Source organism: bacterium (assembly GCA_039961635.1).
Classification (GTDB): Bacteria; 4484-113; 4484-113; order JAGGVC01; family JAGGVC01; genus JABRWB01.
The window spans coordinates 20,673-36,456 of the sequence record JABRWB010000038.1 but is presented as its reverse complement, the minus strand read 5'-3'; the positions used below and the strand labels follow the sequence as shown (position 1 = coordinate 36,456).

The 15,784-nt window shown below is 60.6% G+C and carries 13 protein-coding genes and 1 pseudogene; 7 read left to right on the top strand and 7 right to left on the bottom strand.

All coding sequences use genetic code 11. The annotated features are described in order from the left end of the window. From HRF49_06100 to HRF49_06090, 3 genes are all read right to left on the bottom strand, one after another. A partial coding sequence (locus HRF49_06100; protein ID MEP0814222.1) for a glycosyltransferase occupies nt 1-823 on the bottom strand: 823 nt, incomplete at its 3' end. Between the two features lie 277 nt (nt 824-1,100). After that, nucleotides 1,101-2,684 (bottom strand): hydantoinase B/oxoprolinase family protein, encoded by a 1,584-nt coding sequence (locus HRF49_06095; GenBank protein ID MEP0814221.1) that lies wholly within the window; start codon nt 2,682-2,684, stop codon nt 1,101-1,103. Further along, nucleotides 2,681-4,672, bottom strand: coding sequence for a hydantoinase/oxoprolinase family protein (locus HRF49_06090; GenBank protein MEP0814220.1), 1,992 nt, complete (start codon nt 4,670-4,672; stop codon nt 2,681-2,683). Before HRF49_06090 ends, HRF49_06095 begins: the two co-directional genes overlap by 4 nt. 111 nt (nt 4,673-4,783) lie before the next feature. Here HRF49_06090 and HRF49_06085 point away from each other — a divergent pair, with 111 nt between their 5' ends. Both HRF49_06085 and HRF49_06080 read left to right on the top strand, forming a co-directional pair. Further along, entirely contained in the window at nt 4,784-5,137 is a 354-nt protein-coding gene (locus HRF49_06085; protein ID MEP0814219.1) for a helix-turn-helix transcriptional regulator, read from the top strand. A 2-nt stretch (nt 5,138-5,139) separates the two neighbouring features. Beyond that, nucleotides 5,140-6,441, top strand: coding sequence for a hypothetical protein (locus HRF49_06080; GenBank protein MEP0814218.1), 1,302 nt, complete (start codon nt 5,140-5,142; stop codon nt 6,439-6,441). Between the two features lie 127 nt (nt 6,442-6,568). Here HRF49_06080 and HRF49_06075 read toward each other — a convergent pair whose 3' ends face one another. Beyond that, nucleotides 6,569-7,033 carry a transposase gene (locus HRF49_06075; protein MEP0814217.1) on the bottom strand — a complete coding sequence of 155 codons (465 nt, stop codon included), beginning with the start codon at nt 7,031-7,033 and terminating at the stop codon, nt 6,569-6,571. A gap of 163 nt (nt 7,034-7,196) precedes the next feature. Then, nucleotides 7,197-8,111 (bottom strand): prolipoprotein diacylglyceryl transferase, encoded by a 915-nt coding sequence (gene lgt / locus HRF49_06070; protein ID MEP0814216.1) that lies wholly within the window; start codon nt 8,109-8,111, stop codon nt 7,197-7,199. Nucleotides 8,112-8,258: 147 nt separating this feature from the next. Here lgt and HRF49_06065 point away from each other — a divergent pair, with 147 nt between their 5' ends. Together HRF49_06065 and HRF49_06060 are read left to right on the top strand one after the other, a co-directional pair. After that, nucleotides 8,259-8,738, top strand: coding sequence for a hypothetical protein (locus tag HRF49_06065; protein MEP0814215.1), 480 nt, complete (start codon nt 8,259-8,261; stop codon nt 8,736-8,738). A 71-nt stretch (nt 8,739-8,809) separates the two neighbouring features. Then, entirely contained in the window at nt 8,810-10,345 is a 1,536-nt protein-coding gene (locus HRF49_06060; GenBank protein MEP0814214.1) for a tetratricopeptide repeat protein, read from the top strand. A gap of 1 nt (nt 10,346) precedes the next feature. Here the strand turns inward: HRF49_06060 and HRF49_06055 are convergent, their stop codons facing one another. After that, nucleotides 10,347-11,084, bottom strand: coding sequence for a class I SAM-dependent methyltransferase (locus HRF49_06055; protein MEP0814213.1), 738 nt, complete (start codon nt 11,082-11,084; stop codon nt 10,347-10,349). A gap of 88 nt (nt 11,085-11,172) precedes the next feature. On the opposite strand from HRF49_06055, the gene HRF49_06050 reads away from it, so the two are divergent. Then, nucleotides 11,173-11,382 carry a PspC domain-containing protein gene (locus tag HRF49_06050; GenBank protein ID MEP0814212.1) on the top strand — a complete coding sequence of 70 codons (210 nt, stop codon included), beginning with the start codon at nt 11,173-11,175 and terminating at the stop codon, nt 11,380-11,382. Nucleotides 11,383-11,384: 2 nt separating this feature from the next. Then, on the top strand, nt 11,385-12,398 hold the full coding sequence (locus HRF49_06045) for a hypothetical protein (protein ID MEP0814211.1): 1,014 nt from the start codon (nt 11,385-11,387) through the stop codon (nt 12,396-12,398). Nucleotides 12,399-12,404: 6 nt separating this feature from the next. On the opposite strand, the gene HRF49_06040 is transcribed toward HRF49_06045, so the two are convergent. Continuing rightward, nucleotides 12,405-12,995 (bottom strand): hypothetical protein, encoded by a 591-nt coding sequence (locus HRF49_06040; GenBank protein MEP0814210.1) that lies wholly within the window; start codon nt 12,993-12,995, stop codon nt 12,405-12,407. Between the two features lie 397 nt (nt 12,996-13,392). Here HRF49_06040 and HRF49_06035 point away from each other — a divergent pair. Further along, nucleotides 13,393-13,974, top strand: a pseudogene (locus HRF49_06035) (flagellin). Nucleotides 13,975-15,784: the final 1,810 nt, after the last annotated feature.

Genomic DNA, 15,784 nt, shown 5'->3' with positions numbered 1-15,784 from the left:
TGATCAGCCCCGCCGCGCGATAGTAAAACGTCCTGAGCGTCCGGTCGTCCTGGAATCCGACGTCCCAAATCCTGCTTTTCGGGCGGTGGAACGCGCCGTCGCCGCCGACCAGCACGAGGTGTCCCGGCCAGTCCGTTTTCTGCCTCCACTCGCAGAAAACCGCGGCAAGCCTGTCCGTGTTCTTGCGCGCGCTGCTGGAGCCGACGGACAACAGAAACGGCTCTTCGACCGCGACTATGTCCGTCCACTCCGGCGGCGTGATCAAAAGCGGCGCGCCGGGGGGGGAGCACTCCGCGCCCAGGAACTCAAGCGAAAGCGCCGGGTACACGACTTTCGCCTTGTGAGCGTCCAGCGGAAAGAGATCGGCCATCGAGCGCCGCGTGTACTCGCTGTCGGCGAGAATTGACGTCGCGCGACGTATCGAGCCGGGCAGGAACGTGCGGTACAGAAGCCTGGCCTTGGCGCTTATCCCCTCGGGATGCGTGTACACAAGCATATCGTGGACGGTGACGATGCGTTTCTTTGCCGGGCATATTTGCGGCAGCGTGAAATCGGGCGAGATGAAAACGTCCGCGCGGGCGCGCGAAATGGCGCGCGGAAGGTCGCCCTGCTCCAAGAGCAGCCTGTTCGCGCCCGGCGCGCCGGGCCGCACGAAGATGACCTTTTTCGGGTCGGGAAGCATCACCGAATCGGGATCGCGCGTGTACACATAAAGCTGCGCGTCCTTCGGTTTGGCCAGCGCCAGCCCCTGGATCATCGCCCGCGTGTATCGCCCAATCCCGAAGGAGTTGGCGGTCGAAAGCGCGTTGACGAAAACTCTCACCGGAAAATTATACCCACGCCGCGCAATGCGGCGGCTGCAAGTTTGCAATGAGAAGGAGATTTCGGCCGCCCGGCGTTTTCAGCATCGCGACGACTTGCTTTTGCAAGTACCTATATCTTTAAAAAACGCGGGAACTCCGATCTTCCTATATTTAGATCAGTTTCCCACATTCCTCCCGGTACTTCCTTCGGCGGGAAGGTTAGCTTCCGATTGCGCCGGATGCGGTTCCCGGCGGTGTCGAAATTCCGTCCCCGCGGATTTCATCGAAACCATAATATCACGCGGTTTCCATTCCCCCGCCGCCCGGCGTTTCGATGACGAGCCTGTCGCACGCGCGGACACGCACCGAAACGCAGCCGGGGAGCGCGCGCTTCGGTGCGCCGCCCGCGGGAATGAGATAAATCGCGGACGGCTTGCCGCTTCCTCCGCCCAATGCGCCCGGCGGGCCGGATTCCCGCCGCTGCGAGAGGATGGACAATTCCGCGTCGCAGAGAAATTCGATTTCGCGGATTATCCCGTCGCCTCCGCGGAACTTGCCCGCGCCTCCGGAGCCGCGGCGCACCGCGTACCTTCTCACGAGAAGCGGATACGCGGCTTCCAGCGCCTCGACAGGCGTGTTGAGCGAGTTCGTCATATGCGAGTGCCGCGCGGACGCGCCGTCTCCGAAAGGCGATGCGCCGTGCCCGCCCCCGATTGTTTCGTAGTATGCGAACGGCGCGCCCGTGCGCGGATCAATGCCGGATACGGTTACGTTCGTCATCGTTCCCGCGGAGGGCGCGGGGATACGGCTTGGAAAGACCTTCGCAATCGCCTGATAAACAACGTCCACGATGCGCTGCGAAGTTTCGACGTTGCCTCCGGCTACCGCCGCGGGCGGGCGGGCGTCGACGATCGTTCCGGGCATAGTGGAAACGCATATGGCGCGCATCAGCCCCGCGTTCGACGGAATTTCGGGCGGGAGCAGGCAGCGGATGCAGTAAAGCACCGCGCTTTCGGTAATCGCGCGCACCGCGTTCAGCGGTCCGGGATGCTGCGGATCGGTTTCCGTGAAATCGAATACGAGCGAACCGCGCCGCCGCGAGATTTCCGCTCGGATCGCGGCGCGCCCCCCCTCCGGCAGTTCGATCGCGTCCTCGGCGGAAACGGGATCGGCGGGGAATCCGCGGACAAGCTGTTTTACGGCCGCATGCGAATAATCCGAAAGCGCCGCGAAGACGGCGGGCCAGTCCGCGGACGAGCTTTCCATAATCGCGGCGAGCCTTTCCGCTCCGCGGTGCAGCGATGCAAGCTGCGCCGCGATGTCGCCGCGGCGCTCGTCCGGCGTTCGCGAGTTGGCGCAGATTAAATCCAGAACGGCTTCGTCGGTTTCGCCGGCGCGTACGAGTTTCACAGGCGGGATGATCAGCCCTTCCTGCACGAGCTCGCGCGAGAGCGGCAGGCTGCCGCCGGTCATTCCGCCGACGTCGGCATGGTGCGCGCGGTTTGCAAGATATGCGATCGGCTTTTCTTTTTTTCCTTCCAAATAAAACGGTGCGACGACGGTGATGTCCGGCAGGTGCGTCCCGCCGGAATACGGATCGTTAAGTATCACGACGTCGCCCGGCGCGAACGCGAACCTGTCAAGCGCGGCGCGCACGCTTGCCGGCATGCTGCCAAGATGCACGGGGATGTTCGTCCCCTGCGCGGCCAAGCCGCCGTCCGCGTCGAAGAGCGCGGTCGAAAAATCGCGGCGCTCTTTTATGTTCGGCGAATACGCCGAGCGCTGAAGGACGACGCTCATCTCCTCGCAGACCGCGGAAAGCATCTGCGAATAAAGCGTGATTTCGACCGCGTCGAGGGAGCGCGTTTTCTTTGCCGTCATTTCGCGCGCTCCATCCACACATGTCCGGATTTATAGCGGCACGCCGTCCATCCGTGTGCGACGAAGCATGTCGCGGTGTCGTCCACAATGGACGCCGGGCCGCGCAGTCCTTTTTTCAAAATCGACGCGTCCGCGGCTTTTCCGCCGGGCAGCGCGACTCGGATTGCACCTGCCGCATCGCGGCTCCATAATCCCGGGTCATCGGGAAGCGCGATTTCCGCGGTTACTTTCAACGCGACGATTTCGACCGGCATTTCCGGGCGCGCGTATCCGTAGTTGCGCTCGTGCTCCGCGTGGAATGCATCGGAGATGGCTTTGCACCAATCCCCTTTCCCGCGCGCCGGGACGACGGCCAGCTCGTAGCTCTGCCCCGGGTAGCGACACATCGCCTCGTCGCGGAAAACGGGCACAGCGTCGAAATCGTCGAAATTGTGCGAAAGCGTTTTCGCGAGCGAGTTGAACCTGCGCCCGATTTTCACCGCCGCGTTTCTGTCGTCGGACATGAGCATGACGGTTTCAACCGCGTCGCGCCGCGGCCGCGTCGCGCACGCGCCGAGCGCCGAAAGGCATCCGGCATCGGTGGGAACGAGAATCCGGGTCATTCCAAGCAATTCCGCGACGCCGCATGCGTGCAGCGCGCCCGCGCCGCCGAACGGGACGAGTGTGAAGCCGCGCGGGTCGTAGCCGCGCACCTGGCTGATTTTGCGCACCGCCTGCGCCATTTTCTCGTCGGCGATGCGGATTATTCCGCGCGCGCAATCCTCCGGCGAAAGCGAAAGCGACTTCGCGAGCCGCGCGATGTATTTGCGCGAGCGCGCGGCGTCGAGAGCGGTGTGTCCGCCCAGCAGTATGTCATCCGGAAGCCGCCCAAGGGCGAGGTTCGCATCGGTGACGGTGACGAAATCGCCTTTGCCGTACGCGGCCGGGCCGGGGTCGGCGCCCGCGCTTTCGGGACCGACGACGAGCGCGCCGCCCGCGCCCGCGCGCGCGATGCTCCCCCCTCCCGCGCCTATCGTGTGCACGCCCAGGCGCGGAACGCGCAGCGGGAATCCGGCGATTTCTCCGCCCGCGTCTTCCAGAACGCGGCCGTCCAAACCCAGGCACACGTCCGTGGATGTGCCGCCCATGTCGAGGCCGATGAAATCGCGCGCGCCCGCGCGCGCGGCGACGGCCGCCGCGCCCACCGCGCCGCCCGCGGGGCCGGATAAAACAAGATCCGCCGGCCGCGCGATCGCCTGCGCCGCGTGCGCCGTGCCGCCGGAAGATGTGAGAAGCGACAGCCGCAATTCCGCGTTGAGGGGTTTGCGGGCGCGTGAATCCGTCAGCGACGCGATCGCGGACTCGACCGCGCGCGACAGGTACGCATGAATGACCGTCGTGCTCGTGCGCTCGTACTCGCGCGGGTACGGATCGAGTTCGCAGGATGTGAAAACGGGAACCTTCAGCGTTTTCGCGAGCGCGTTCGCAAGCGCCAGTTCGTGCTCGGAATTGATGTAGCTGTAGAGCAGGCAAATCGCGACCGCGTCGGGCTTCTCCGATTTCGCTTTCGCTACAACCCGTTCGATTTCGGCGGAGGACAATTTCATTATCGCGCCCCCATCCGGGCCGAGCCGCTCTGCTATTCCCGCGCGCAACTGCTTCGGAACGAGCGGCGGCGGAATGACCGGACGAAGCGAATAAAGCTCGGGGCGATCCTGCCGCCCGATTTCGAGAACGTCTTCCATTCCAGCGGTCGTGAAAAGCAGCACGCGCGCGCCGCACCGGGTCAAAAGCGCGTTCGTCGCGACAGTCGTTCCGTATACGATTTCGATTGCCCCGCCCGCGACTGCGGCGATCCGCGAGATGCCGTCAAGCACCGCGCGCGCGGGGTCGTCCGCAGTGGAATGCAGCTTGAGCGAGCGGCGCTGTCCGCCTTCCGTCCATACGAAGTCGGTGAACGTGCCGCCCGTATCCACGCCGATGCGCACATGGCGATTATAAGGCCGCACTCCCGTAATCCGAATGGAAATTCCGCTTCCGCCGCATTTGCAAAATTCAAAGTTGAACCATTGACAAATGCAATTTAATCCACTATATATATCATTGCTATATAACTGGCGGTGATTGATATAGCTGAGAAGAACGAGTTCAAGAGCGGTGCGCTGAAGGTGCTCGTCCTGGCCGAGCTGGCCAAGGGCGAGAACTACGGCTGGGGCATCGCCGAGGCGATAAAGGCCTCCGGCGGCGGCGACTTCACGCTGCGCGTCGAAAGCCTTTACCCCGTCCTGCACGCGCTGGAGATCGACGGCGCGCTCGAAAGCCGTTGGGTGGAGGCCGACAACGGCCGGCCGCGCAAGCTGTACTCGCTCACGGCGAAAGGGCGCAGGCTGAAAGACAGGCTGGTCGGTGACTACCTGAAGACCGCGGAAGCGACGCTGCGGGTCATCGGCAGTTCGCTCGCCGGGGAGGGATAGCGATGGAAGTAGAGGAAAACGCGATCCGGCTGGATTTGCCGCTTTCGCCCGCGCTAAGGCGGGAGATTGAAGCGGAAATCGCCGACCACGCGGCGTGTGCGGAATCTCGTGCTCTCGGTGGAGGGAAGGAGATCGCGTCCCGGCTCGCGTCGCCCAAATCCCGCCGCGCGCTGGCCGCGCCGCATGTCACGGATCAGGTAATTTCTACGCTGACTCGCTGGCCCTCGCGTGCCGAGTGGCGGGAGTTCGCGTGGCTGGTGTTTTGGTACGCGGTTGTTTTTTTGGCAGACTGGCTTTCCTCTTGCATAGATTACGATCCAATGGGCTGGCGCTATCACTCACGCCGGATTCCGTTTGATTCCGGCTACGTGATTGATTTGTATGTCGCAGCGTGGCTGCTTTCAGCTATTGGGCGGGCCGGGTTTTTCATCCAATTCGGGTTGACGCTAGTTCACGCGTTCCGGCGCGGTGCGGGCGTGCTTGTGGCAAGGCTGATTCAACTTAAACTGATACATACGATTCTTGTGGCGGCGGGATTCGTCGCGCTTACGGGAAGAACCCTGGACGAGTTTTGGCTTCCGATTTTATGGGAATGGAAGCCGGGAATGTTTGTAAATCAGTGGACCGTCGCCGCGCTCGGCGCGGTTGCGCTTGTGCTCCTAGTTCTTCCATCTGCTCGTAGATTGAGAATCGCCGCGGCGTTCGCGCTTCTGCTCTCGATATTCCTGATACAGGGTGCTCCGGTAAAGGCGTATGGGGGAAATATGACCATCGTCAGGAAAAGCGGGAAATCTTGGACGCGCGAAACCTCCACGGTTTCGACAATGCCGATGACGCCTTTTAGCGAATACGTTATCGAGCCTTTCAATTCGAAGAGCCGCAGCCGGGTTTTTTTCGAAAAAGAGGATAGCTGGTGGACTGGGCCGTATGTCGAATCCGGTTCCGGTCTCGGCTGGCTTGCGTTTCCGATTCCTCTGATGGGGGTTCTGTCGCTTCTCGCAATGACATGGTTGCTCGGCCGCGGCCGTCCGCTCGAAGCGATGTTGTATACGCTTATGTCCTCGCTTGCGCTTTTCGGAACAATCGGGCCGTTCGTTATGGGGTCGAATATCTTATTCGCAGAGCCGTCGCGGATACTCATCGCGAATCCGACGCCATGCTTCGACAACGCGTTTACGAGCGGACTTAATTTCGATTTGGGATTGATCCTCTTTGGCTTCTTCCTCTCCGCGCTGCTACCGTGGCTGATGGTGGGGCTGTTCGCGAGGACGAGAACGAACCGCAATCCGAGCATCGCGGATTAACTGTCCGCAATCGCGTGAAAAGTAATTTAAACCCATGAACCGCGGCATTTATGCCGCGTTCGCACGCAATGCCCCCCCACCAGGAAGCGCGGCCTTCAGGCCGCGTAAAAAAACATGCACCAACTCCTCATTTCTCCATCCCCACGATCCACGTGAACTCGTAATCCTCCGGCCTGGGAGCCAATCCCGCCTTCACCGGATTCATCACCAGATAGTTCATCGATGTCGAGTAATCGTTTTCCTTTTTGATTATCCTGTTGAAATATCCGCGCTCCCAAAGCGCGCCTGTCCTTTCCATTATCCCATTCGCGTACCTGGCGGACGCTCCCTTGATTCTGAACATCACTTTGTCGAGCTTGGCCCATTCGCGGTTTTCCATTCTGCAAGGTTGCAGAATCGCGTGAAAATGATCGGGCATAACGCAAACCGCGAAGATTTCGTAAAGACCATCGGCGGGGTGGATTATTACTTCCAGGATTTTCTTTCGCGCCGGAGGCGGCAGCGGCAGGCGGTTAACCGTGGAGGATGTCACGAAATAAACGGCCCCGTCCTCGAAGATGTGCGTAAGATGGGGATGAAACGATTTTTCCACGACGGGATTGTATCAGGGGCAACTTCGTTTTAGATACGCGGCCTGAAGGCCGCGCTTCCTGGTTTGGATGCTGGGACTTTCGTTTACGCGGCCTGAAGGCCGCGCTTCCCGGTGCGTTTGGATTTGTTTCGGTGCGAAGGAAAGATCCAACTCGGAATGATAACTACCCCCGCGGCTTCTTGCGCGAGCGGCCTTCCTTGCGGCGCTCCTTCATCGCGGCGATTTCGGCCTCGCGCGCTTCTTTGCCCAAAGCGGCCCTGGCCTGCAGCCTCGGAGTCCAGTACATCCCGATCAGCGCGTACGCCGCGAAGCCTATGGAAACCCACTGCGTAGTCGTTATCCCGCCCATCCCCCAAGGCTCGTAGCTCCATTTGTAAAACAGGTGCGGGACGTCGCGGAAAGGCTCTTCGATTACGCTGCGCACGATGCTGTACCAGAGGATGAACTGGTAGTAAACGAATCCGTCGTATTTGCGCATCCTCCAGGATGCGATTACGACAAGAAGCACGATCACGCCGACGAGGAATCCGTAAATCTCGGTCGGATGCCGCGGGATTATCTGCGGATCGAGGATGTAGTTCCCCGGCCCCAAGTACACGTTGTCGTGCAGCTCGTCGTACGGAAAGTTCATCGCCCACGGGCCGTTCCATTTGTGGCCGGTGATGTCGCCGTTCATGAAGTTGCCGATGCGCACAAAGCAGATGCCCATCGCCGTCGGTACCGCGAAGCTGTCCATCACCTGCCAGAAATTGGGCGACTTGTTTTTGAAGTAGAAATAGCAGACGAGGACGCCCGCGACTATCCCGCCGTGGAACGAAATTCCGCCGTGGTCTATCCGTATCCACTCCCAGCCCTGGCCGACGTATTCGTCCAGGTTCGTGAGGACGTATACCAGCCGCGCGCCGAGGAAGCTGATCGGGATAAACCAGATGATAGCGTCCCACACCTTGTCGCCGTTGTGGCCGCGCTTGCGCAAAAGCCATGCGGAGAGGTTCGCCCCTATAAGGAGCGTGAGGGCGTATCCAAGCCCGTACCAGCGAATTTCGCGTCCGAACGCGGTGAAAATCCAAGGGTGCAATTCATGCCTCCGAAGGCCGGATTATAGCAGTCGGCGCGGCCCGCCGTGCTAGACTAGACGCGGAGGAAGGATATGGCAGAGAAGGGCAAGCAAAAATGGAAGCTCGTCTCCAAAAAGCCCGGCGCAAGCTCGCTTTCCAAGGCCGGGCTGCGTACCGCGCTTATCGACGCGAGCAAGCTGTGGCTGGCGCATGACGGGCTGTGGTTCCAGGAGTTCGAGAAGCGGCACGGGATGGAGGAGGCCATCGAGGCCGACACCGAGGCCTGGCGCACGTTCACCGTCCTCGAAGCGAGGCGGATTATGGCGCGTCTCGGCATCGCGCCGGGCGGCGGGATGGACGCGCTGGCGCAATGCCTTGCACACCGGCTTTACTCGAACATCAACGAGCAGAAGATCGAGCGCTCTGAAGACGGGCTAAAGATCCGGCTCACGATGACCGCCTGCCGCGTCCAGGAGGCGCGCCGCCGCAAAGGGCTGCCGGATTTTCCATGCAAGAGCGTCGGCAAAGTCGAATACGCGGAGTTCGCGAAGGCGATAGACCCGCGCATAAAAACGCGGTGCGATTTCTGTCCGCCCGACGCGACGCCGGATAACGCATTCTGCAGGTGGGAGTTTTCGATAGAGTGAAGCTTGAGCCGCGCCGAGCTGGGATTCCGTTCGGGGCGGCCGTGCGTGCCCGTTTGTTATACTTCCCGCTCATGCGAAGGGCTTTTATCCGCGCGCTTCAGGCCTTTTCTTCAATCGTTTTGCTTTTTATTGCCGCTTCATGTCCGGGGAAAAAGGGCGGAAGCGGCGAGGACGGCGGAATCGCGCGTAAAAATGCATTTGACGGCGGCACCGCGGCATACGCGATTCTTACGGGCAAGCTTTCGGGCAGCGGCGTTGTAACGCTCGACGGTAAAACGCAAAAATTCGAGCCGATAGCCAAGGGAAAGCTTGAAGGCGCGGCTGTCGAGTATTTTGCGGATGCGCCGACGGATGCGCGAACCGTCGCGGTGGGTGGCGACTTTGCAGGCACCGCGGGCGTCGTCGAGTATCCCGCGCAAGGAAACGCCGGCAGAATACGGATTTTTCTCGATTCCGGAGGTGAATCTATTCCGGTCGCTTTGTCCGTCGTTCTGGGCGAAAAGCTGGCCGACAAGGCCGAAATTTCGCGGATGGAAAACGTAACCTTGCACTACCGGTCGATGGCGCTCGTCGCGCGTGCCCAAGCCGCGCTTGACGCGGGGGATTGGGATGCGGCGGTATCGCACGCGCGCAAGGCTCTCGAAGCCTCGCCGGACAACGCGGCGGCGAATACGGCGCTTGCGCGCGCCCTGATCGCCCAGGGAAACGTAAAGGATGCCTTCGCGCTGGTTGCGCACAACGCGCCGACGGGCCGGCTTACTGCATACGGATACGAAATCTGGATGGATTCGATTGAAAAATCGTCCGGGGGGGCAGCGGCGCTCAAGGAAATGCATGCGCTGCTTTCGAAAGGAGTTTTCGATGCTTCGCTGGAGCTGGAGATTAGGGGCGGCGTCTATCACCGGCGTCTGGCCGCGTCAGGCTCGTTGCAGGACGTGCGTGCGAACTTGCAGCGGTACGCGGCGCTGGCGTCGGAGGAGGAGATTCCGGATTCGAGCCTGCCCATAGCACGCGAACGGGCGGACGAGATGCTGAAAAGAATCGGCGATGCGTTGTCCGGGAAGCCCGCGCAGCTTTACGAAAATCGTTTTGAAGATGCGCCAGAAGCGGGATTCGACAAATCATCCGGCGTGTGGAAGGTGACCAAGGCAAAAGGCGAAAGTTTTTATACGGCAAATCCGAACGAAAAAGGGATTTGCGAAATTGTGCCCGCGGGGGATTTCGGGTTTACCTCCGATATGCGGATTTCGCTTCGAATCAGGCTTCGGGAAAACGGCTCGACCGTGGAAGTTTCCCCCCGCTGGTCGGAAGGCGAAGCCTACCGCGTTGTGCTTACGTCCAGCAAAGTTTGGATTTATCGCGCTCGGCCCGCGCGCCAAGACAAACTGTCCGCGGCGCTGCTTGGGGAAGGCAAGCTGGACGTAAAACCGGTAGGCGAATGGGTAACGCTCGCGGTGACCGCGCGCAAAGGGCTGGTGGAGGCCACCGTAAACGGCAAAACCGCCGCGATCGGCAAGGACAAAAAGCCTTTAAAAGGGGCGGGAATAGCGATAATGGCTTCCGGCGGGATCGCGGATATAGACGATCTTGTCGTCACTTCGCTCTAAGTCAGTGTCCGGGATCGTACATCAGCTTTTCGGCTCTGTAATAAATGTAGTTGCACCATTCGGGGATGTCCTTGCCCAGTTCGAACAGCGCATCGAGAACGGGCTGCCCGAGTCCCGTTAGCTGCCCGGTGGCAAGCGGCTTCAAAAATATCCCCGTGAAATAGGTTACTACGAATCCTGCCGCCTCGATGTCTCTGCGCAGCGTGGACGGACCATACACGCGCAGATGCCCAAGCCACCGGTCGCGGTCGGTCAGCTCTCCGTGTGACTTCAGTATGTTCATCTTGACGCCCAGCCTGCGGTGCATCGAAAGCGCGTTGAGCTCTATTATGTGCATCGCGCCGCCCGGCGCCAGCATATCGGCGTACCGGCGCAAAAACGCTACCGGGCCGTCCACGTGATCCAGTCCGCCGACCATAACGATGTCCGTGTAATGCCGGTTGCTGTTGAATTCCTCGAAAAGCGACCAGTGGTAATCCACATTGTTCGCCCAAACGTTTTCCTTGGCCCGCTCAAGGTAAACGCGGCTGCCGTCCACTACGTCCAAATGCTCGCATACGGAGGCAAGAAGCCCGGTCATCCTCCCGCCTCGGCATCCCATTTCGAGGATTTCGCGCCCGCGCAGGTGCTCGACGATCGTGTTGAAAATGTAAACCATCAGCAACCCGTCCAGCCCCTGGGAGGGATCGGACTGGGTCGCGATGGCGTCAAGCTGCTTGATTTTTTCGGTTGCTTCCATCGTACGAACGCCCCCCCCGAATGCGAGATTCGATTATAACACGGCCTGCAACGTGGCGGTGATAAAATTGTCTTTTACGGAGGCGGCGATGAATTCCGAACCGAAGCGGCTTTTCAGAGCGAGGAAAGGCAGGGTGTGGCTCGGCCTGATGGCGGGGCTGGGCAAGTACTTCGGCATCGATCCGGTGATCCTGCGCTTCGGCGCGGTGCTTCTCTTGTTTTTGTCCGCGGCCGGTCTTGCAGTTCCTGTTTTGTACATCGTTTTTTCGCTGCTCGTGCCGTACGAGCCGAAGGATTGACGATGAGGCGCGGGCGTATTGCGGGGCTGGTTCTTGTTTCAATTTTCGCGGCCGCGGGGCTCGTCCTTTCGCAGCCATCCCCGGCGAGGGCGTACAATCCGTACTACGACGACTATACAAGGCTGTCCTGCCGGCCTCTTTCGATGGGGCAGGCCTTCACCGCAATTTCGGACGACGCGTCCGCCGTTTTCTGGAATCCCGCGGGATTGGCAACCCAGCATAAACTTTCACTGATGCACAATCACAGCGCGCGGCACATGCCGAGACACATCGCGAAGGGAGAGGTGGATCAGCTGGACGGCGATACGCAGGCCGTGGTCTTTCCAATCGCGCCGTGTCTGACGGCGGCCGCCGGATTCAACTTTCAAGGCGAAATGGGTTACGATTATCGGCGGGTAGAGCCCGAAAGCGGTTTACCGGATGAACGGTTCGCCGCGGTCGAGCGGTTCGAAGGGCTTGGATTGTCGTTTTCCCCGTGGACGCAGGTGGGCGCGGCAAGGCGAAGTTTTCATCACCGGTTTGAAAATTCCGGGGAATCCGGTTGGAGCCGGGTGGGGGACGGCTATTCGTGGGGAATCCGCCAGTGGGTCGCGCCCGGCGTAACTTACGGGTACGCGGAATCGCGCGCCGATTTCGACTCGGACGACAAATCGAGCGGCCGAATCAAGCGCAGTGATTCGGGCTGGGCTGTGCGTCCAGCGGGATGGCTGTTGCTGGCATGGGACAAAGGCTCGCAGGCGAACGTCTGGCGTGAAGAGGGCGATCGGTTCGATCCGCTTCCGGCGGACAAAACGGTTGAAACGAACCGCTTCGGCGCGGAAATCAATCTGGCGGGCATTGCGCGGCTGCGCTGCGGCTTGCTGGCCGGACAAAAAACGTTCGGATTCGAATGGACGCTGCCGAACCTTCGCCTGTGGTATACGGAAGCCGAGAATTACCTCGACCGCGTAATCGGCGCGTCGCTGTCCGAGATGCGCGACGTACACCTGTACGGATTCGTGCTGACGTTGCCTTAGACGCGGTTACGCGCCCTTGGCGGAGCCTTCCTTCTTGTGATGCGGGCAGTTCGCGCAGGATTCCTCGTCCCCGCAACCCTCGCCGGTGCAATTGATTCCGGCAAATTCCAGTTTGCCGTCCGGAAGTGTGTGCAGGATGTAGCTTGCCCTGTCGCCCGCTGCGAAGGTTTTGGTCATCCCGCACTTGGGGCACTTGTCGTAATTTTCCGCGAGCGCAAGCGTTGATATTTTCTCCACTCCGCCTTCGGCATATTTGACCTGGATGGTTTTCGCGGCCGCATCGAAGGCGATCACTTCGCCGTCAATTATCTTTTCGTTCTTCGCGCCTTCGCCCTCATCCTCGTCGTCAGCGGTGCCTTCGCCGGCTTCGTTTCCGCCTTCGCCGTTATCGGCATCCTCGCCGTCATCCGCGGTTTCGGCGCCTGCTTTTGCGGTGTCGTCAGGAGGGGCGGCGGAGTCGCCGCCGCCCATCGAGTCGGACGCGGGCGGAGGCGTCATTTCGGTATCTTCCGGTTGCTGCGCGGGGCAGGCCGTCAAAAGGAACGCGACCGTCGCAACCGTGTAAACGAACAAAAAAGCACCGATTATCTTTACCATGGTTACCTCCCGGGCGCGGCGGCGCCCGATGCGAAAGCGGGATTTTACCATCCCAACTCGTTTGTCAAGCGAACCGGCTCTTAAGGGATATTTTTCACTTCCGTCTGCCCGCGAAGCCCGCCTGGGCCGCGGAAAAAAAAACTTTCGCGGAACTTGACAAATCCAAAATCCGGCGGTATAATCTCGAACGCAAGCCCTTTCGGGCGAGCGTAAATCAGTGTTTTTCTTTTGTCAGTGATTCACAAGGAGGTGATGCGCTGGCTGTGCTTTCTATTAGCCCCCGACGTCGACCGCGCTCGCACGCGCACATTTAAAGCCGCGCCGGTGCCGAAAATCCAACATTAATGCGGCATCCGGCAGAGAAATCTGAATCTGATTATCAAGGAGGATAATCCAGATGTCGATTCTTCGAATCAACCAAAACATCGTGGCGCTGAACGCCAACCGCAACTTGCGGGTCACCGGCAGCGCCATCGCGAAGTCCTTGGAAAGACTCTCAAGCGGGCTTCGCATCAACCGGGCGGCCGACGACGCCGCCGGGTTGTCCCTAAGCGAGAACCTGCGCGCCCAGATCCGCGGATTGAACCGCGCTTCTGCCAACGCTCTCGACGGTATCTCGCTCATCCAGACCGCCGAGGGAGCGCTGAACGAAACTTCCGCGATCCTTCAGCGAATCCGCGAGCTGGCCGTTCAAAGCGCCAACAGCACCCTGACGGCGAACGACCGCGTAGGCATCCAGGCCGAAGTAGACCAGCTCATCAACGAAATCGACCGCATCGCGCAGTCGACCGAGTTCAACACCAAGAAGCTGCTGGACGGCACTCTTGGCGCCCTCATTTCCACCGACGATCCCACGCAGCTTCGCGCAGCGGTCATCGGGACGGTCGGCAAGGGCGGCAACTTCACGATCCAGCTCAACACCGTCAACCCAGGCTCACTTCAAGTTCAAAAGTCGGACGTTTTCGCCACCTTGCAGCAACTCGACGCGGTCGGCAAGGTCAATGCGCTCGACACGATCACGCTGGACGCGGTGTTCACCCCGGTCACCGGCCAAAGCTACGGCAACACCGGTATTTTCCAGATAAGCCCCACTCCCGATGCGGCGGGCGCGCTCGCGGTTGCCAACGGGCAAGCCACAATCACAATTACCGATCTGGTGGACGCCGGCACGGGCGGCGCAGGAATCACGATCGGCACCCTGGTTCAGTCGTACGAAATCACCAACGGAGTCGACACCGTAACCTTCAGTTTCGTTGATGCGGGCGGCGCAAACCGCACCGCCACCGTCACGCTCGACACCAGTTGGACGCTTGCAACTTTCGCCGCGCAGGTAGCGGCGGCTGCATCCACCGCTTCGGGTGGCGCGGTCACCGCAACCGTGACGAGCGGTTTCATCAGCTTCAGCGGCAACATCGTCAAGAGCGCGGCCCAGAAACTCACGTTCAACGACGTGGATGGCAGCGGCAGCGAATTTCTGATCAGCATTTCCGGCGGGCGCACCAATCAGTTCTTCCGCAGAATCGAAGGCCGCCTGCAGAATCTCGGAGGGACCGTTGCGTTTTCGATTACCGGAGGCGGCGTCAAAACCATAGGCACCGCTGCGACGGGAACCTTCGACGTGCGTTTCGATACGATCGGCACGCGCGACCTGATCGGCGTTACCTTCCCGCTTCCTTCGGGCGGCTCCTACGGCAACAGCGGCCTCGACGCGGTTCAGGCCTATGCCGACGCAAAGGGCAGCGTCGCGGCGGCCGCGGGTTCGCTCGACTTCGCGCTCGTTTCCCTGTTCAGCGCAAGCGGCACTGCGGGAATTTCCACGCTGATCAATGCGAACGGTCTCACAAACGGCGACCTTTTGGTTCTCTCGTTCACCGATTCAACCGGCGCAAGCCAGACCGTCCAGATGGCGCTCAACACCACAATGACGCTCAACCAGGTCGCGGCGGGACTCCAGAGCCTCGTCGTCAGCGCGGTTGGCCACAGCGGAGTTTCGATCGCGGTATCCACTGACGGCGAAATCAGCATGGCCGGCGCGTACTTCGCAACCGCGGGCGCGAACTACACTGCCATCGGATTCCTCGATGCCGACGCCACCGGCAGCGAGTTCTGGGTGACCCTTGCCAGCTTCGGCGGCTCCGGATCGGGAAGTATTGCCGTTACGAATCTGTTCTTCAGCGCCGCGCTTTACAGCTTGACCGACGGGACCGGTACGGTTACGTCGTCATTCGCGGGAGGCGGCACGCTTTACTCCATCGGCAACACGACGGTCGGCGGTTTCTACGGCAAGCTGGACGTTCAAACTTACACGGGCGACGTTGGAGGAATCGATACACTCACCTTCACCCGCACGGGTGTGGTGGGCGGCCAGGATACCGTACGAGTTGCCTACAATTCGGATGGTAACCAATTCCAGGAAGGCCAGCTCGTCCGGCAGGTTTCTACTCCAAGCTACAACGGAACGATTTACATGTCCGCGATCACCAACCGCACATTCGCCCTGTTCACCTTCAGCAACCAAATATATTCGAGCGTGATCTCGGGCGGCGGCACCCGCGAGGACGCGCTGTACGCGGCCAAGACGTCGAGCAGCAGGATTTCCGACGCGTTCGGAAACAATGTGTTTTCAATCGGCGCTACCGTCAACTACGGCGGATCGAGCATCGCGGAGCTGCAGGGAGTGGAAATCGCGTTCAACCGGTTCCTCACCGCGGGCGAGACCGCGACGTTCAACGTGAGCACGAACAACGTGCTTACGGCGGATCAGCAGACTACGCTCGCTTCCCTTAACC